General features: G+C 69.5%; 17 protein-coding genes. 8 read left to right on the top strand and 9 right to left on the bottom strand.

Features of this window, described 5'->3' with window-relative positions; all coding sequences use genetic code 11:
- Positions 1–90: 90 nt before the first annotated feature.
- Together ACLJPX_RS38405 and ACLJPX_RS38400 are read left to right on the top strand one after the other, a co-directional pair.
- Positions 91–726, top strand: coding sequence for a DUF4230 domain-containing protein (locus ACLJPX_RS38405; protein ID WP_101613270.1), 636 nt, complete (start codon positions 91–93; stop codon positions 724–726).
- A 97-nt stretch (positions 727–823) separates the two neighbouring features.
- Complete coding sequence (locus ACLJPX_RS38400) at positions 824–1,339, top strand: SRPBCC family protein (RefSeq protein ID WP_410605189.1); 516 nt, start codon at positions 824–826, stop codon at positions 1,337–1,339.
- A gap of 15 nt (positions 1,340–1,354) precedes the next feature.
- Here ACLJPX_RS38400 and ACLJPX_RS38395 read toward each other — a convergent pair whose 3' ends face one another.
- Both ACLJPX_RS38395 and ACLJPX_RS38390 read right to left on the bottom strand, forming a co-directional pair.
- Complete coding sequence (locus ACLJPX_RS38395) at positions 1,355–2,656, bottom strand: cation:proton antiporter (RefSeq protein ID WP_410605188.1); 1,302 nt, start codon at positions 2,654–2,656, stop codon at positions 1,355–1,357.
- Positions 2,653–3,855, bottom strand: coding sequence for a transcriptional regulator (locus tag ACLJPX_RS38390; RefSeq protein WP_410605187.1), 1,203 nt, complete (start codon positions 3,853–3,855; stop codon positions 2,653–2,655). The genes ACLJPX_RS38395 and ACLJPX_RS38390 overlap by 4 nt, the downstream gene beginning before the upstream one ends.
- A 157-nt stretch (positions 3,856–4,012) precedes the next feature.
- Between ACLJPX_RS38390 and ACLJPX_RS38385 the strand changes: the two genes are divergently transcribed.
- The gene (locus ACLJPX_RS38385) at positions 4,013–5,830 is read left to right on the top strand and encodes an NAD(P)-binding domain-containing protein (protein ID WP_410605186.1); all 1,818 of its coding nucleotides are present in this window, start codon (positions 4,013–4,015) and stop codon (positions 5,828–5,830) included.
- Positions 5,831–5,834: 4 nt separating this feature from the next.
- Here the strand turns inward: ACLJPX_RS38385 and ACLJPX_RS38380 are convergent, their stop codons facing one another.
- Positions 5,835–6,629: an SDR family NAD(P)-dependent oxidoreductase gene (locus tag ACLJPX_RS38380; RefSeq protein WP_410605185.1), complete on the bottom strand. Its 795-nt coding sequence runs from the start codon at positions 6,627–6,629 to the stop codon at positions 5,835–5,837.
- A gap of 54 nt (positions 6,630–6,683) precedes the next feature.
- Positions 6,684–7,646, bottom strand: a complete 963-nt coding sequence (locus ACLJPX_RS38375) for a helix-turn-helix transcriptional regulator (RefSeq protein WP_410605184.1) — start codon at positions 7,644–7,646, stop codon at positions 6,684–6,686.
- 93 nt (positions 7,647–7,739) lie between these two features.
- On the opposite strand from ACLJPX_RS38375, the gene ACLJPX_RS38370 reads away from it, so the two are divergent.
- The 4 genes from ACLJPX_RS38370 (at position 7,740) to ACLJPX_RS38355 (ending at position 13,037) form a co-directional block, all read left to right on the top strand.
- Entirely contained in the window at positions 7,740–8,303 is a 564-nt protein-coding gene (locus ACLJPX_RS38370; RefSeq protein ID WP_410605315.1) for a DinB family protein, read from the top strand.
- A 129-nt stretch (positions 8,304–8,432) separates the two neighbouring features.
- The gene (locus tag ACLJPX_RS38365; protein ID WP_410605183.1) at positions 8,433–10,475 is read left to right on the top strand and encodes an acyltransferase family protein; all 2,043 of its coding nucleotides are present in this window, start codon (positions 8,433–8,435) and stop codon (positions 10,473–10,475) included.
- A 118-nt stretch (positions 10,476–10,593) separates the two neighbouring features.
- The gene (locus ACLJPX_RS38360) at positions 10,594–11,349 is read left to right on the top strand and encodes a carbon-nitrogen hydrolase family protein (protein ID WP_410605182.1); all 756 of its coding nucleotides are present in this window, start codon (positions 10,594–10,596) and stop codon (positions 11,347–11,349) included.
- Entirely contained in the window at positions 11,346–13,037 is a 1,692-nt protein-coding gene (locus ACLJPX_RS38355; protein WP_410605181.1) for a flavin monoamine oxidase family protein, read from the top strand. Before ACLJPX_RS38360 ends, ACLJPX_RS38355 begins: the two co-directional genes overlap by 4 nt.
- On the opposite strand, the gene ACLJPX_RS38350 is transcribed toward ACLJPX_RS38355, so the two are convergent.
- From ACLJPX_RS38350 to ACLJPX_RS38335, 4 genes are all read right to left on the bottom strand, one after another.
- Positions 13,001–13,513 carry a VanZ family protein gene (locus tag ACLJPX_RS38350; protein ID WP_410605180.1) on the bottom strand — a complete coding sequence of 171 codons (513 nt, stop codon included), beginning with the start codon at positions 13,511–13,513 and terminating at the stop codon, positions 13,001–13,003. The genes ACLJPX_RS38355 and ACLJPX_RS38350 overlap by 37 nt on opposite strands.
- Before the next feature lie 28 nt (positions 13,514–13,541).
- A complete protein-coding gene (locus ACLJPX_RS38345) occupies positions 13,542–14,087 on the bottom strand; it encodes an isochorismatase family cysteine hydrolase (protein WP_410605179.1) in 546 nt (181 codons plus the stop codon).
- Between the two features lie 5 nt (positions 14,088–14,092).
- Positions 14,093–15,082 (bottom strand): TolB family protein, encoded by a 990-nt coding sequence (locus ACLJPX_RS38340; protein WP_410605178.1) that lies wholly within the window; start codon positions 15,080–15,082, stop codon positions 14,093–14,095.
- A 66-nt stretch (positions 15,083–15,148) separates the two neighbouring features.
- Entirely contained in the window at positions 15,149–16,012 is an 864-nt protein-coding gene (locus ACLJPX_RS38335) for an alkaline phosphatase family protein (protein ID WP_410605177.1), read from the bottom strand.
- 344 nt (positions 16,013–16,356) lie between these two features.
- Here ACLJPX_RS38335 and ACLJPX_RS38330 point away from each other — a divergent pair, with 344 nt between their 5' ends.
- Positions 16,357–16,995 (top strand): MerR family transcriptional regulator, encoded by a 639-nt coding sequence (locus tag ACLJPX_RS38330; RefSeq protein WP_410605176.1) that lies wholly within the window; start codon positions 16,357–16,359, stop codon positions 16,993–16,995.
- On the opposite strand, the gene ACLJPX_RS38325 is transcribed toward ACLJPX_RS38330, so the two are convergent.
- Positions 16,952–17,761 (bottom strand): serine hydrolase, encoded by an 810-nt coding sequence (locus tag ACLJPX_RS38325; RefSeq protein WP_410605175.1) that lies wholly within the window; start codon positions 17,759–17,761, stop codon positions 16,952–16,954. The genes ACLJPX_RS38330 and ACLJPX_RS38325 overlap by 44 nt on opposite strands.
- Positions 17,762–17,778: the final 17 nt, after the last annotated feature.

Below are 17,778 nucleotides of genomic sequence, written 5' to 3'. Positions count from 1 at the left end.
GCGAGATCCGGTTCCGCCGATCGTCGGTGAAACCGGCCGAGACGCTTCAGGACCGCGTCCGCCGGGTACCCCCGCGCTGGAGAGGCGGTGGTGGGCGTGAAGAAACGTTGGGTGCGCCTTGGGGCGTTCGCCCTGGTCGGGCTCCTGATCGTCGGTGCGGCACTGCAGTTCACCGGACTGCTGTCGAAGTTCGACCCGTTCGGAACGTCCACTGTGGACCGTTCGCAGCCCGCGGTGCTCCAGGCGGTCCGTGATCTGAGCCAGTACCACGCCGCCGTCGGCGACTACCAGGTCGTCGTCGACATCGAGAAGGACGTCAAGTGGGTCCCCGAGGCCATCGCCGGGGAACGGACCCTGTTCGTGGCCGCGGGCTCTGTCGACGCGTACGTCGATTTCGGGCCGCTGCTGGAGAATTCGCTCACTGTCTCCGAAGACCGGCAATCGGTCGAGGTCCGGCTGCCCGAAGCCCATCTGGCGAAACCCAACCTGGACAACGAGCGCAGCTACGTCTTCGGCCAGGAGCGCGGCCTGATCGACCGGCTCGGGGCGTTGGTGTCCGTGCCGGACCAGCAGCAGTTCTACGTCGCCGCGGAGAAACGGATCGCCGAGGCGGCGCAGCACTCCGGCCTGCTCGAACGCGCCAGGGCCAACACCAAGGCGATGCTGACCCAGCTGCTGCAGGCGCTGGGCTTCCGCGTGACCTTCCCGGCGGAACCGACCACCTGACCTCGTCCGGGAGATGCGCGAACGTGCTGTGCTGCCTTGGCGGCCTTGACCGCGCCCGCTCGTACTGGTGGGCTGGCGTAGTCGACTGGGAGGCGCGATGGCGACGAAGCCGAAGGACACCCTGACCTACACCGAACCGATCGCGACCGGCGAGGTCACGATCGACGCCGCGCCCGACCGGGTGTACCGGCTGGTCAGCGACCCGGTCGCGATGGCGGAGTGCACCGAGGAGCTGCGCAAGGCCCGCTGGATCCGCGGTGCGACCGGGGCCGCCGTCGGGAACTGGTTCGCCGGCAGCAACCGCAACGGCCGCCGGCGCTGGGTGACCCACGCCGAGATCGTCGAAGCCGAGCCGGGACGCCGGTTCGCCTACCGGGTGCGCACGCCGTTCCTGGTGCCGATTTCCCGCTGGGAGTTCGACATCGAGCCCGAGGGCGACGGCTGCCGGCTCACCGTGCTGAACTGGCTTCGGGTGCCGCCGTGGTTCGTCCCGATCGCCATCTTCATCACCGGCGAGCCCGACCGAGCCGGGACCAACCGCGCCAACATCGCGACCACCTTGGGGCGGGTGAAGGCGCGGGTCGAAGGCCGGGAGTGGCAGCGGACGGGCTGACCTCGGCCCCCTCGCTCACCCGGTCTCGAAGTTCTGCATGCCCCGGTTCTCCAGTTTGCGCATCACCGGGCCGGACAGGAGACCGTGCACGAGGACCGACACCGCGATCGTGAGCGCCGTGACGCGCCAGAGCGAGTCGGCCATCGGGAAGTCGCCGTGCCCCAGCGCGTAGGAAAGGTAGTAGAGACTGCCGATCCCGCGGATGCCGAAGAACGCGATCGCCGTCGCCGCCGGACGCGTGATGCCGCCGCGGAACAGGGCCAGCCCGCCGAACAGCGGGCGCACGATGACCACCGCGGCCACCGCCACCAGGACTTCGGCGACCTGAAGGTCCGCCAGGAGCCCGTCGCCCAGGATGAAGCCGAGACCGAGCAGGGCCAGTGCGACAAAGAGCCGTTCGAGCTGATCGCCGAATTCGTGCAGCACACCGTGGTAGTCGTGCGAGCGTTCGCTGGCGCGGATCGTCGCGGCGGTGGCGAACACCGCGACGAAACCGATCCCGCCCAGCCACTCGCACAGCGCGAAGGGGAGGAACGCGATGGCCAGCACGACCAGCCCGTCGGAGTACTCGCCGAGGCGCAGCCGCTCGTGCCGCACCCGGAACATCAGCCAGGACAGCAACCGGCCGCAGACGAGACCGACCACCACGGCGATCGCGAGCGGGACGATCACCTCGGTCAGCAGCCATGGCACGGGAGAAGTGCTCACCGTTCCGGCCAGGACGACGGCCAGCAACACGAACGGCATGGCCAGACCGTCGTTCAGCCCGGCCTCCGAGGTCAGCGTGAACCGGATCTCGTTGTCCGAGCCGCGCCCGTCCTCGGTATGCGGCGCGGGCACCTGGACGTCGCTCGCCAGCACCGGATCGGTCGGCGCCAGGACGGCTCCCAGCAGCAAGGCGGCGGCGGGGGACAGGGCGAGCGCCCACCAGCCGAGCAGGGCCACCGCGCCGATCGACAGCGGCAACGTGATCGCCAGCAGCCGCCAGGTCGAGCTCCACGATCGCCAGCCGATCAGCCGGTCCGACTTCAGCCCCGCGCCCACCAGCGACACCAGGACGCCGAGTTCGGTGATCACTTCGACGGCGCCCACGTGGGACCTCGGGTCGAGCACCCCTTCGCCATAGGGGTATCCGAAGGGGAGCAGTCCGAAGATCAGCCCGCCCACCAGCAGGATCAGCGGCATCGAGAGCGCGCGTTCGTGCAGCAGGTTCGGCAGCACCGCGGCGCACAACGCCAGAACGCCGGCCCCGGCGAGCAGGATCTCCATGGTCGCGGAGTACCCGGCCCGCACCCCGCGCAACCGGAAGTGGCTCAACCGCCGACTTCGAGTCCTTTATGGACTGTCAGGCCGACGCCCGAGGCGAGCCGGTACGGTCGGGTGTCCACAATGGCTCCGAGCAGACGGCGCAGCCGGGAGACCTCGGCGCGGACGGTGACGAGATGTTCGGCGTCGCCGTAGAGCGCCCGGCTGAGGGCTTCGGCCGAGAGCCCGGACGGGCCCGCCGAGTGAAGGTGCACCAGGATCTCCGCGTGCCGGGGGGTCACGGTGCGGACCCATCCGACGTCGCCCGACCGCATCCGCAGCATCGGCGCGTGGCCGAGTTCGAGATCCAGCCGGACCTGGCGTGCGGTGTCGGCGGGGCGCACGAGCCAGCCCTCGGCCAGGCGTTCGGGCAGACAGGCGCCGAGACCGGGGACGGCGAGGATCCGGCCCTCCTCGGGGGCGGCGATCCGCTCACCGGGGGCGATCCCGGCGGCGTGGGCCACCCAGCCGTCGTCGTCCACCAGCAGCGCCGGGCCGCCCACGCCCGCCACCACCGGTTCGGCGGTCCTCCTCAGTTTGTCCAAGCCTTGCTGGTGGTGACGCCAGAGTTCGGATTCGGCGAGTCGCCGTCCGGTCTCCACCAGCGCCGCGATCGCCGGGTGCAGGGTCAGGGCGGGTCCGCTGACGTCGATCACGCCCAGCAGTTCGCCGGTGCGAGGGTCGTGCACCGGCGACGCGGTGCAGTACCAGGGATGCTGGCCCTGCTCGAAATGCTCCCCGGCCAGCAGTTCCACGGGCGCGGCCTCGGCGAGCGCGGTGCCGATCGCGTTGGTGCCGACCCTCGACTCGGTCCACTCGGCACCTTCGGTGAAGCCCAGGGTGTCGGCGCGGCGCTTGACGGCGGGGGAGCCCGCGCGCCAGAGGATGATGCCGTCGGCGTCGGTCACCACCAGGAGCATGTTCGCGGTGTCGGACGTCGCGCCGAGCACCTGTCCGAGGCTCTCGACGACGTGCCGCAACGGGGAGGCGCGGCGACGGCGGGCGACCTCGTCGAGCGGGACGGAGTCCCGGGCGTTCACCCCGTCGGCGGCGAGCCCCAGGCTCAGCGCACGCGACCACGAGCGCGACACCAGCGGGCGCGGCGGGACGCGCGGACGGCCGCCGCCGATCACGGCTTCGTGCATGCGGACCAGGTCGCGGGCGTGCATCGGCAGGTCGGCGCCGGGCGGGACCGAGCTGAACACGCCCACGGGCCACCTCCGCACCATCGCGTCGACCGATCAGCATAGGTCGGCCCGCCCGGATGCGCCAAGGAGTCGCGCTGCAACACGCTGCAACCCTTGTCGCCGTCCCCACTCGCGGCGTGTGATCGGGGTAACAGCCGAACGCCGAGGTTTGGGAGTGGCCATGACACAGACGGTGGACAGGATCGAGGCGACGGGCTCGCCGCAGGCTCGGGTCGATGCCTGGCTGAGCCGGTTCGAGGCCGCTCTCGCGACCCGCGACGTCGAGGCCGCCGCGGCGATCTTCGCCGTCGACAGTTACTGGCGAGACTTGGTCGCCTTCACCTGGACGATCAAGACCGTCGAAGGCCGCGACGGCGTGGCCGATCTGCTCGGCGCTTGCCTGGAAAGGATCGAACCGTCCGGGTTTCGCACCACCGAGACGCCGACCGAAGCCGACGGAGTGACCGAAGCGTGGTTGGAGTTCGAAACCGCGACAGGCCGAGCTAAAGGGCACTTGCGGCTGAAGGACGAAGGCGCCTGGACGTTGCTGACGAGCCTGCGTGAGCTCAAGGGGTTCGAGGAGCGGCGCAACGACCAGCGGCCGAAGGGGGTCGAGCACGGCGTCGTCCGCGGCCGGAAGTCGTGGGCGGAGAAGCGCGAGGAGGAGCAGACGCGGCTCGGCCACGACGAGCAGCCGTACGTCGTCGTCATCGGCGGTGGTCAGGGCGGGATCGCGCTCGGTGCCCGGCTGCGCCAGCTCGACGTGCCCGCGCTCGTCCTCGAACGCAACGAGCGTCCCGGCGATTCGTGGCGGAAGCGGTACAAGAACCTCTGCCTGCACGACCCGGTCTGGTACGACCACCTGCCTTACCTGCCGTTCCCGGACAACTGGCCGGTCTTCGCGCCGAAGGACAAGATCGCCGACTGGCTGGAGATGTACACGCGGCTCATGGAGGTGCCGTACTGGACCGGTACCGAGGTGACCTCCGCCTCCTGGGACGAGGAAAAGCAGCAGTGGCTCGTGACCGTCGTGCGCGAGGGCGAGGAACTGGCGCTCACGCCGCGGCACGTCGTGTTCGCGACCGGGATGTCCGGCAAGCCGAATCTCCCGTCGTTCCCGGGGATGGAGTCGTTCGAAGGCGATCAGCACCACTCGTCGGCGCATCCCGGCCCGGACTCCTACGCCGGCAAGAAGGCCGTCGTCGTCGGGTCCAACAACTCCGCGCACGACATCTGCGCCGCGCTGTGGGAACACGGCGCCGACGTCACCATGGTGCAGCGGTCCTCGACGCATATCGTCAAGTCGGATTCCCTGATGGACCTGGGACTCGGTGACCTGTATTCGGAGCGGGCGGTGCAGGCCGGGATCACCACCGACAAGGCGGACATGATCTTCGCGTCGATCCCGTACCGGATCATGCCGCAGTTCCAGATCCCGGTGTACGACGCGATCCGCGAGCGGGACAAGGACTTCTACGCGCGGCTGGAAGCGGCCGGGTTCCGGCACGACTGGGGTGACGACGGATCCGGCCTGTTCCTCAAGTACCTGCGGCGCGGCTCCGGCTACTACATCGACGTCGGCGCGTCGGAACTGGTGGCCGACGGGAAGATCAAGCTGGCACACGGTCAGGTCGACCATCTGACCCGCGACACGGTGGTGCTGTCCGACGGCACGGAACTGGAGGCGGACCTCGTCGTGTACGCCACCGGCTACGGCTCGATGAACGGCTGGGTCGCCGACCTGGTCGGGCAGGAGACCGCGGACCGCGTCGGCAAATGCTGGGGCCTCGGCTCGGACACGACGAAGGACCCCGGGCCGTGGGAGGGCGAGCAGCGCAACATGTGGAAGCCCACGCGGCAGGAGGGCCTGTGGTTCCACGGCGGGAACCTGCACCAGTCACGGCACTACTCCCTATACCTCGCGCTGCAACTGAAGGCGCGCTACGAGGGGATCCCGACGCCGGTGTTCGGGCCGCAGGAGGTGCACCACAAGTCGTGAGGGCTCACGGCACGATCGAGTCGACGTAGCCGCCGTCGACACGGACGGCAGCTCCTGTCGTGGCCGAGGAGAGCGGGGAAGCCAGGTACACCACCAGGTTGGCGATCTCCTCGGGCTCGATGAGCCGCTGCAGCAGCGATTGCGGCCGGTGCAGGCGCATGAACTCGCGCTGTGCCTCGTCCCACGGCAGATCCTTGTCGACCAGTTCGTAGACGAAGTCCTCGACGCCGCCGGTGTGGGTCGGGCCCGCGATCACCGAGTTGACCGTGACCCCCGTCCCCGCCGCGGCCTTGGCGAAACCCCTGGAGACGGCGAGCAAAGCGGTCTTCGACACTCCATAGTGGATCATCTCGGCGGGGATGACGATCGCGGAATCGCTGGCGATGTACTGGATCCGGCCCCAGCCGCGGCTCGTCATCCCCGGCAGGTACGCCCGGGTCAGCCGCACCGCGGCGAGGACGTTGACCTCGAAGTACCGCCGCCACTCGTCGTCGGTGATGTCCAAAGGGGACTGTGTCCCGAAGATGCCGAGATTGTTGACCAGGACGTCGAGGTCGGGCACCGCGTCCAGGACCTGGGCGGTGCCGTCGTCCGTCGACACGTCACCCGCCGCCGCGACGACGTCGGCGTCCGGCACTTCGGCGCGCAGGCGGTCGATCGCGGACGTGACACCGGCTTCGCCCCGGCCGTTGAGCGCGACCCGGGCACCGGCCCTGGCCAGCCCCGTGGCGATGGCGAAACCGATGCCCTGCGTCGATCCGGTGACGAGGGCCGTCTTCCCGCTCAGGTCCAGTCGCATGGCCCCAGTCTGGCGCAGAAGATCACCGGGCGCAGGATCTCGGCGTTCGGAGGACTAAACGCGGGCGGCCTTCGCGTAGCGGCGGGCCAAGGCGGCGAACGCCTCGTTCAGTTCAGCGGGCCCGACGACTTCGACGTCCGCGTCGAAGCGGCCGATGCTCGCCGCCAGTCCGGCCCACGACCAGGACCCCAGCACCAGGCGGCACCGATCCGGCCCGGCCTCCTCGACGACGCCGTCCCGGACGTAGTGGGCCACGGTCGTGGCGGGGAGGTCGAGGATCACCTCACCGCGGCAGGGCCACTCGCCCGAGTCCACTTCGGACGATCCCCGGAACCGGCTCGCGACGAAGGTGGCGACATCGGGGGAAGGCAGTTCGCGTGGGGTGAACCGGGGCCCGGCCGGGGTGCGCGGGGTGATCCGGTCGGCCCGGAAGGTGCGCCAGTCCTCGCGGTCGAGGTCCCAGGCGACGAGGTACCAGCGGCCGTGCCAGGTGACGAGATGGTGCGGTTCCGCCCGGCGCGGCAACGCGGTCCCCTCGTAGTCGAACCGCAGGACTTCGCGCGCGTGGACGGCCGCGCCGAGGGCCAGCAGGACGTCGCCGTCGACCCGGGGCTCCGACCGGCTCGCGGGCGATTCGACGGCGGTGACCCGCAACGTGTCTATCCGGCGCCGAAGCCGCGACGGCATCACCTGCCGGACGGTGTGCAGCGCCCGCATCGCCGCCTCCTCGATCCCCGCGCCGCTCGTGGTGGCGATCTGGAGCGCCACGGCCAGCGCGACCGCCTGGTCGTCGTCGAACAGCAGCGGCGGCAGTTCGGACCCGGCGTCGAGCCGGTACCCGCCGTCGGGGCCCTTGACGGTCGCGATCGGATAGCCGAGCTCGCGAAGCCTGTCGACGTCGCGCCGCACGGTGCGCGGGCTGATGTCCAGCCGCTCGGCCAGCAGCGCTCCCGGCCAGTCGCGGCGGGCCTGCAGCAACGAGAGCATCGAGAGCAGTCGCGCGGAGGTCTTCGGCATGTTTTTCATGATGCCTCAAGTAGAGGCCACATCCTGTCCTCTACCCCTGCGAGAGTCGGTCTCGTGCCAGAAAACGACAACCCGGAGGGCCTGATGACCGCCACCATCCTCGACGCCGAACGCGCGGACCTGCTCGGAGCCCTCGACACCGTCCGCGCCACGCTGACCGCCACCGTCCAAGGGCTCACGGACGAGCAGCTCGGAGCGACGCCGACGGTCAGCGCGCTGTGCCTCGGCGGCCTGATCAAGCACGTCGCCTCGGTCGAGGCCATGTGGCTGCGGTTCGTGGTCGGCGGCCCGGACGCGGTGCGGTACGACCTGCCCGAAGGCGTCACCTGGGCCGACCTCGGCGCCGGGACCGCCCGCGAGTTCCCGCAGTGGGCGATCGACCACCAGAACGACTTCAGGATGCTGCCCGGCGACACCCTCGAGGGGATCCTCAAGCAGTACGAGGAGGTGGCCGCGCGGACGAAGGAGGTCATCTCGTCGGTTCCCGACCTGTCCGCGACGCATCCGCTGCCGGAGGCGCCGTGGAACGCGCCGGGCGCGGTGCGCAGCGTGCGCGGGGTGCTGGCGCACCTCATCGCCGAGACCGCGCAGCACGCCGGCCACGCCGACATCCTGCGCGAGAGCATCGACGGCCAGAAGTCGACCTGACCCCCGCATCCTCGTGAGTGGTAAGGACGGTTCTAACCGTCCTTACCACTCACGAGGCGCCACAGCTCGCTCACAGCTTCCTGCCGTAGGGTCCCCGCCCGGCGGCGGACTGATCATGGTGGTGGTTGTGTGCGGGAGAGTGCGGCGGAGCGGCGGTTCCGCCCGGAGATCCAGGGATTACGGGCGCTCGCGTGCGTGCTGGTGGTCGTCTACCACGTGTGGCTCGGCCGGATCTCCGGCGGCGTCGACGCCTTCTTCCTGATCTCCGGCTTCCTCGTCACCGGCCAGCTCTACCGCGCGGCGGCGCGCGGGAAGATCGAGTACCGGCCGATGTGGGGCCGGATGATCAAGCGCCTGTTCCCGGCCGCGCTCACCGTGTTGCTGCTGGTCGTCGTGGCGAGCGCGGTGCTGCTGCCGCAGAACCGCTGGTTCCAGACGATCAAGGAGGTCGTCGCTTCCGCGCTGTACCTGGAGAACTGGCAGCTGGCGGCGGATTCCACCGACTACTTCGCGCAGCACAACTCGGCCAGCGTCGTCCAGCATTTCTGGTCGCTGTCGATCCAGGGCCAGTTCTACGTGGTCTGGCCGCTGCTGGTCGGCCTGGTCCTGCTGATCGCCAGGCGGGCGCGGCGCAACGTCCTTCCGCTGCTGCTCGCCGCCCTCGGCACGGTGTTCGCGGCCTCGCTGGCGTACTCGGTGTGGCTCACCGCGGTCGATCAGCCCTTGGCGTACTTCGATTCGCTGACCCGGGCCTGGGAGTTCGCGCTCGGTGGCCTGCTCGCGCTCGTGCTCGACAGGGTTTCGGTGCCCCGGCCCGCGCGGGTCGTGTTCGGCTGGGCCGGGGTCGCCGGACTCGTCGCCTGCGGGCTCGTGCTCCAGGTCGGGACGGTCTTCCCCGGCTATCTCGCGCTGTGGCCGACGCTTTCGGCGGCGCTGGTGATCCTCGCCGGCGACACCGCGTTCAAGGGCGGCGCGGACCGCTTCCTCAGCAGCCGCCCGCTGAAGTATCTCGGCGACCTGAGTTACGCGCTCTACCTCTGGCATTGGCCGGTCCTGGTCTTCTATCTCGTTTCCCGCGACCAAGCCGAAGTCGGGCTCCGCGGCGGCGCGGTGATCATCGCGCTGGCGTTCGTCCTCGCCGTGCTGACCCATCATCTGGTCGAGCGGCCGCTGCGGGCGTCCGCGATCGGGGTCCGCACCCGCTGGGGCGCGTACCGGTTCGGCGTCGCGACGCTCGCGGCGGTCCTCGCCGCGACGGGTGCGTGGCAGTGGGTCAGCGTGCGGCAGGCGGAGAACTATTCGATCGCGGTCGACGATCCGGACCATCCCGGCGCGCTCGCGCACACCGACGGGTTCACCTATTGGGGCGCCGCCGACGCCGCGCTCGTCCCGTCCTTCGTCGCCGTCTCCGAAGACTGGGCGGGCATCGACCCGGCCCGTTGCGGATCGTCCCCGCGCAACGCCGACCTCGAGGTCTGCACGTCGCAGACGTCGGGCCATCCCGCCCGCCGGATCGTGGTCACCGGCGACTCGCACGCCGGGCAGTTCCTCGGCGCGCTGCTTCCGGTCGCCGAACAGCGGAACTGGGAAGTGACCTCGATCCTCCGCGGTGGCTGCCCGTTCTCCACCGACTCGGACACGGTGCCCGGCGACCAGTCCTGCATGGACTGGAACACCGCCGTGGCCGACGAGATCCTCACGACCCGGCCCGACGTGGTGATGACGATCGGCACCAGGGACGTGAGAGTCGGTGTCGAGGAACGGGTTCCCGGCGGCTACATCGCCCAGTGGCGCAAGATCGACGAGGAGGGCATCCCGGTGCTGGCGGTGCGGGACAACCCGCGCTTCGCGCAGTCGCCGTCGGCCTGCGTCGAGACCCGCGGCGCGGAGGCGTCCGAGTGCGCCACACCGCGCTACGACCTCTACGCGGCGGAGCCGCCCTACGAGTCACTGACGGACCTGCCGCCGAACGTGCGGTTCCTCGACTTCAGCGACTACTTCTGCACGGCCGAGGTCTGCCCGCCGGTGATCGGCAACGTGCTCGTCTATCTCGACGACAACCACGTCAGCGGTACCTACATGTCGACGATGTCGGCCATCGCGGAGAAGGCGATCACCGAGGCGCTGGGCTGGGCGGACGATCGCACGGAGGAACCCGCGCCAGGCGGGTGATCAAGACAACAAATCGCCGCAGAATTGCGTCAAACCGCACTGGATAGATGGTCGGTCAAGATTCTGCGCAACGATTCAGCCTTATCCGCGCAGTGAAACGGCGGATATCGTCGATGGCGTGAAGATCGCCGTCCATCAGGGCCCCTACGCCGAGCTGCCGTCCGCCGTCGCGGCGTCGGGCGCCGACCTCGTGGTCGCCGCCGAAATGATCACCACCGGCTACCACATCGGCGTCCGTTCCCACGAGCTCGCCGAACCCGCCGACGGGCCGACAGCGGCCCGCATGTCCGCGCTGGCCAGGGAAACCGGTGCCGCGCTGGCCTACGGCTATCCCGAAGCCGACGGCGGTCACGTCCACAACAGCGTGCAGCTGATCGGCCCCGACGGACGCCGTCTGGCGAACTACCGCAAGACGCATCTGTTCGGCGACATCGACCGCTCCTGGTTCGAACCGGGCGCCGAGGCGGTCGTGCAGGCCGAGCTCGGTGGTCTCCGGATCGGCCTGCTGATCTGCTACGACGTCGAGTTCCCCGAACTGGTGCGGGCGCACGCGCTGGCCGGGACCGACCTGCTCGTGGTGCCGACCGCGCTGATGAGCCCGTACGAACTGGTCGCCGACACGCTGGTGCCCGCCCGTGCCTACGAAAGCCAGCTGTTCGTCGCCTACGCGAACCGCTGTGACACCGAACAGGAACTGACCTACTGCGGCCGCTCCCGTGTCGTCGCCCCGACCGGCGAGGTACTCGCCACGGCGGGCGCCGGTCCGGACCTGATCAGCGCCGAAGTCACCCGTGACGCGCTCGTCGCGTCGCGACTGGAGAACACCCACCTGGCCGACCGACGGCCCGAGCTGTACCGAGGACTTTCCGCATGACCTCCGCCCTCCCGACCGCGATCCACCACGACGAGCAGGCGGGCCGTCCGATCACCATGTTCGGCCCGGACTTCCCGTTCGCCTACGACGATTTCCTCGCGCACCCCGCCGGACTCGGCTCTCTCCCGGCCGGGCGGCACGGCACCGAGGTGGCGGTGATCGGCGGTGGCCTCTCGGGCATCGTCGCCGCGTACGAACTGATGAAGCTCGGCCTGCGCCCGGTCGTCTACGAGATCGCCGAGATCGGCGGCCGCCTCCGCACGGTGAACTTCCCCGGCTGCCCGGACGACGTCGTCGCGGAGATGGGCGCGATGCGCTTCCCTCCCGCGTCCACCGCGCTCTTCCACTACATCGACAAGGTCGGCCTGGAAACCACGCCGTTCCCGAACCCGCTGGCGACGGGAACGCCCAGCACCGTCGTCGACCTCAAGGGGGAGAGCCACTACGCGCGCACGCCGGACGAACTCCCCGCGGTCTTCGGCAAGGTCGCGGCCGCCTGGGACAGCACGCTGGCCGAGCAGGCCGCGTTCGCCGAGATGCAGACCGCGATCCGCGAACGCGACACGAAGACGATCAAGCGGCTGTGGAACGAACTCGTGCCGCGCCTGGACGACCAGACGTTCTACGGCTTCCTCTGCCAGTCGCCCGCGTTCGCCTCGTTCCGCGACCGCGAGATCTTCGGACAGGTCGGCTTCGGCACCGGCGGCTGGGACACCGACTTCCCCAACTCCATCCTGGAGATCCTGCGGGTGGTCTACACCGGCGCCGACGACGAGCACCGCAGCATCGCCGGCGGGAGCAGGCAGCTTCCGTTGCGGCTGTGGGAACACGCGCCCGAGGACCTCGCGTTCTGGCCCGAGGGAACGAGTCTGAGCTCGCTGCACGGCGGCGGTCCGAACCCCGGTGTCGCCCGGCTGCACCGCACGGCGCCGAACAACATCACCGTGACCGACACCGAAGGCCGCGTCCGCACCTATCCGGCGGCGGTGTTCACCGCGCAGAGCTGGATGCTGCTGTCGAAGATCGAATGCGACGAGGCGCTGTTCCCGATCGACCACTGGACGGCGATCGAGCGCACGCACTACATGGAGTCCTCGAAGGTCTTCGTCCCGGTGGACCGGCCCTTCTGGCTGGACAAGGACCCGCAGACCGGCCGCGACACGATGAGCATGACGCTCACCGACCGCATGCCGCGCGGCACCTACCTGCTCGGCGACGACCCGGACGCGCCCGCGGTGATCTGCCTGTCCTACACCTGGGCCGACGACTCGCTGAAGTGGCTGCCGCTCTCGGTGTCCGAACGGGTCGAGGTGATGCTGCAATCGCTGCGGGAGATCTACCCGGGCGTCGACGTCCGGCGGCACATCATCGGCGACCCGGTGACCGTGTCGTGGGAGGCCGAACCGCATTTCATGGGCGCGTTCAAGGCCAACCTGCCCGGCCACTACCGCTACCAGCACCGGCTGTTCACGCATTTCATGCAGGACCGGCTGGAGGAGCGTCATCGCGGCCTTTTCCTGGCGGGCGACGACGTTTCGTGGACGGCGGGCTGGGCGGAAGGCGCGGTCCAGACGGCCCTCAACGCGGTGTGGGGCGTCCTGCACCACTTCGGCGGCGAGACCGACCCGGCGAATCCGGGGCCGGGCGACGTCTACGACGACATCGCGCCCGTCGAACTGCCGGACTGAGCCCGGCGCTTCACCAGCCACGCCGTGCCGAGCGCGAGGAGCACGCCAAGGACAGCGCCGAGCGTGTTCATCAGCCAGTCGTTGGTGTCGCAGGCGCGGCCGATCGCGGGCACGAGTGCCTGCACGGCCTCGACCACCGCGGACAGCGCCGAGGCCGCGGCGAGCATCGTCAGCGGCCGCCGGGACGCCAGCGCGGCGAAGTACACCGGAGGCAGGAACAGCGCGACGTTGGCCAGGAGCTCCACCGCGCCGAGCGTGGGCAGGGAGAACTGGACCGTGCACCCGGTCTCGTCGAGCGTGCGGCCGGCGGGCACCAGCGTCAGCGCGAAGACCGGCACCAGCGACACCCCGGTGAGGGCCCACAGGATCCGGGGCCTGCCCGCCAGCAGATGACCGAGGACGGCGCAGACGAGCGCGACCAGCAGGATCGCCACCGGCACGAGGGCGGAGTGGTCGAGGAGGAAGTTCGTGATCATGGCGGGCCGATCCTACGAGCAGGCCCGCTCAGCCGGTGAACGCGACCTCCGCCGCGGGCAGTACGCGCAGCCGCCCGCCGGGGTGGATCGCCGTGGCCAGGATCAGGTTGTGCCGGGCGATGACCTCTTCGGCGGTCAGGCCCGCGACCGGGTCGCCGTCGGCGGACGGCGAGTGGCCGTCGCCGACCAGCACGACGTCGAGACCGTGGCTCTGCGCGGACCGGGCGGTCGCGTCGACGCAGTAGTCGGTGGCCAGCCCGGTCAGCACCACGGTGTCGACACCCCGTTCGACGAGCAGCCCCGCCAGCCCGGTGCGGTAGAAGGAATCCGTCGCCGCTTTGTCGACCACCACGTCGACCGGTTCGAGGCCGAGCAGCGGACTGACCCGGGTGCCCGGTGAATCGGGGTCGAAGTCCGTGCCGGAGGCGCCGATCTGCCGCAGGGCGATCACCGGAACGCCGTGGGCGCGGGCTTCGCGCGCCAGCGCGGCGATCCGGGACGCCAGTTCCTCGCCGCGCCAGACCAGGGGAACGAGCATTTCCTGCATGTCGACGATCAGCAGCGCGGCCCTCATGGACGTCAGCCTAGGGCAGCGGGTGATTCGGCCTCCGGGATGAGCAGGCGCGGCGCACCCGTGCCGTCGGCGGGAACGGCCCAGACGTCGGAATGTCCTTGCGTGCGGAGGAGGGCGTAACCGACGGTGCGGTCGTCGAGCCAGGCGGGCTGGTCGTCGACGCTCCGGGTCTCGGCCAGCGGCGTCACGGTGCCGCTCGCGAGGTCGAGCACCGAGACCCGCCAGCCCTTGGCGGGATCGCCGTCGATGGCGGACTTGTAGGCGATCCGGGTCTCGTCGGGGGAGAGGGACGGGCATTCGACGTTGTCCCGCACCGTTCTGGCCGTGCGGGCCTTGGCGTCGCCTTCGACGAGGTAGCGGTGGGAGCCGGTGGACATGGTGGCGTAGAACCGGTCCGGCTGCCGGGTGAAGGTGACGCCCCAGAAGTTGACGTCGGCCGCTCTGTACGGCTTGCCGTCCACGGTCACGGCGAAGTCCTCGAGCGTCCCCTCGACGTCGCCGGTGGTGAGATCGAGGGTGCCGGCGCGGGTGGAGAACCGGCCGCCGTTGTAGGAATCGCCGGTGACGAACACCGTCCACGCGAGACGGCGCCCGTCGGCCGAGACGCGGGCCCGGTTGGGCAGCCCGACCAGCGGGATCTCCTGCGTGACCGCGAGACGGCCGTCGAGAACGGCCAGTTGATAGGTGGTCAGCCCGCTCTCCGGGCGCAGGCAGATCCCGGTGCCGCCCGCCGCGTAGACCCGGCTGCAACTGACGTCCGAGACCGCCCGCGTCCCGCCCGGATCGGCCACGGCGACGCTGGACACGTGCCCGCGGCCGGCGTCGGCGGTGCTGCGGAACAGCAACCGGGGCCCGTCGAGGGTGACGGCTCCGCTCGTGCCCGCCGACGCGGTGTCCTGGTTGCGCGCTCCCGCCACCCCGACGTAGATCACGGCGGCCGCGGCCAGCGTGAGTACTCCGGTGACGGCGATCAGGACGCGGGTGCGGGTGTTCACGGTCGTGCCTTCCTTTCTCCGCCCGCGGGCGCGTCCACAGTGGACACGCCCGCGGGGTTCACCCGGTTACTGCCACACGCTCGTGATCGGCGACTTGTTCGCCGCGTTGGCGATGCCCGGCAGACCGAACGCCGCCTCCATCGTGCGGAGGATCGAGTAGTGGTTGATGGATTCGCTGTAGCTGCCCGGCTTCACGTGGGCGCCGACGAAGGTGGTGAAGATCTGGTTCACCGACGTGCCGCTGTCCTCGTCGAAATTGACGATCAGGAGGCTGTTGTGCGTCTTCGCCCATTGGGCATAGGCGTCGAGGTTCTTCTTCAGCCATTTGTCGCCGGTGTCGACCGGGCAGTCGTGCATGTCGCTGCACAGATCCGGGGTCACGAACGCGATGTGCGGGAGCTTCGTGAAGTCGGTCGGGAACGAAGAAAACCGCTTGTTCGCCGACGCCGGGACGTTGCCGAAGCTGACCCAGCTGTTGTGCTTGCGGGCGTATTTGTCCTTCGTGCAGCCCGTGTACCCGTCGGACGGCATGCTTTCCGCGTACCCGACGAAGGTCTTGCCGATGCCGAACAACTGGGAGGCGATGTTCTCCTTGTTCCCCAGATCCTGGCATTTGTTGCTGTCGACCCCGTGGGTCGAGCCCGCGAACTGGGCGATGTAGTTCGGCTGGCTGGGATGCGTCGTCCCGTACGCCTTGGTGAACTTGGCGCCCTGTGAGGCGAGCTTGTTGAAGTACGGGGCCTTGGAACTGCCGTTGATCTCCTTGTAGTCCTTGTTCTCGAACATCACGAGGACGATGTGGTCGAACGCGGGTACTTTCGCGGCCGCGGGCTGTATCGCGACGGCTTGGGTGTCCTCATGGGACACCACGAGCGCCGTGGCCAGCCCGGTCGCGGCCACGGCGGCGACCGCGATCCGTTTCCAGAACATGAAACCTCCTGGGAAAAGGTTGAAACTTTGACGACCAACCATCGGGTTCAGCGGCGCTCCGCGGGCGGTGACAGAGTCAGACATCGGATGTCTTAGCTGCATTTAAACGGCAGAGAAGTCTTCGGCCTACCAAGATCGCCTGACTGGAGTAATCGACCGGTGGTGAACGCCTCAAAACCGGCATTTCTTGGCACGAAACCGTGTAAACCTCCCGGTCGGCCTTGCGTACGAGGACGGGAACCGATGGACTTATCGCCACTCGTTGATTCAGCCGGTTGACAGTGGCGACGCCATTTCACCGGCTTCGTGGTGTACTCATCCGACCATTGGTTAAGGTGGTCGGCGTGAAGCCCTTTTCGCCGAGACCGGCCGGATACACGATCGAAGAACTTTCCGCGATCGTCGGCATGTCGGCGCGCAATATCCGGGCGCACCAGACGAGGGGTCTGCTGCCCCCGCCGGTCCGGCACGGCCGGTCCGCCTCCTACGGTCCGGTGCATCTGCGGCGCTTGCGGCGCATCACGATGCTGCAGAAACAGGGCTTCAACCTGGTGTCCATCGCCGCGATGCTCGGAACGACCACAGTGGACGGCGACGCCGGACGGCTGGACGCGGCGATGGCCGATCTCGCCCGTGACCAGCCCGCCGTCGCCCGGTGCCTGGAACGGCACGGCGTGCTCGGCCTGGACGAGGAGGGTGAGCCCGCCGTCGTGCGCCCGTCCGTTTCGCGCGCGGTGGCGGACCTCGCCGGGGCCGGTGTCCCGCCTGTCGCCGCCCTGCGCCTCCTCGGGCAGTTCATGGACCGGGTCGCCCCGCTGGCCGGCGAGCAGCTCGCCGCGCTGAAAGCTCAGACCGGGGGCGTCTCGGCCACTTCCCGGGCCTGTTTCGCCGAGCTTCTTGTAAGCGCTTTCAGGACGACGGTCGAGAACGCGGCCGAGGTCACTTTTCCAGACGGTGAGCCAGGGAAACGGCCGCCGAGGTAGCCGTTGCCGTCGCCGTCCCGAGATCGGTGCCCTCGGCGAAACTGGACAGGATGACGACGACGTAGCGATCGCCCTCACCGACGAGACCGGTCGTGTGCGCGTCCACGGCGCCCCGTCCGGACGCCCAGCCCTGCTTCACGGCCCACGGCCGGTCTTGGAAGCCTGTCGGGATGCCGAAGTGCTGGTCGAATCCGTCGGCGGCTTTCCGGGTGGCCTCTCGCAGCGGCTTGAGAATCACGTTCCGCTTTGCTTTCGGCAGTTCGAGGATGTGCCGGTACACCAGGGCGATGTCGTCCGCGGTGGACAGTGTGTCGCCCCAGCGGCCCGGGTCGGCGGGCGCGGAGGTGTTCTTCAGTCCGGCCGCGGCTGCCGTCCTGGTCACGATCGCGGGCCCGCCGTTCCTGGTCCAGAGGGTGTTGGCGACGGCGTCGTCGCTTTTCGCCAGCATCCGGTACAACTGGGCTTGGTCGCCTTTGCCCGGCTTGTGGGTGAGGACGTCCAGTGCGATGAACAACTTCACCACCGAAGCCGTGCGGAATCTCTCCGCCCCCTGGTCGTCGACCACCTGCTTGCCCGAGGTGCGGTCGAAGACCACGGTGGCGGTCCGCTTTTCCGGCGCCGGCCTGCTCGCCGCGTTGGCCTGGAAAATGACGTAACCGAGGATTCCGGTGAGGATCAGGAAAGCGGTCAGGACCGTCACGCGAAGGCGGAGCCGCCGGTTCGCGCCGGGAACGGCTATCGGCCTGGTTCGTTCGTCGTCGAACATGACGACGATGTTCAGAG

Source organism: Amycolatopsis sp. lyj-90 (genome assembly GCF_046549035.1).
Classification (GTDB): Bacteria; Actinomycetota; Actinomycetes; order Mycobacteriales; family Pseudonocardiaceae; genus Amycolatopsis.
This window is presented reverse-complemented; position numbering and strand designations above follow the sequence as displayed.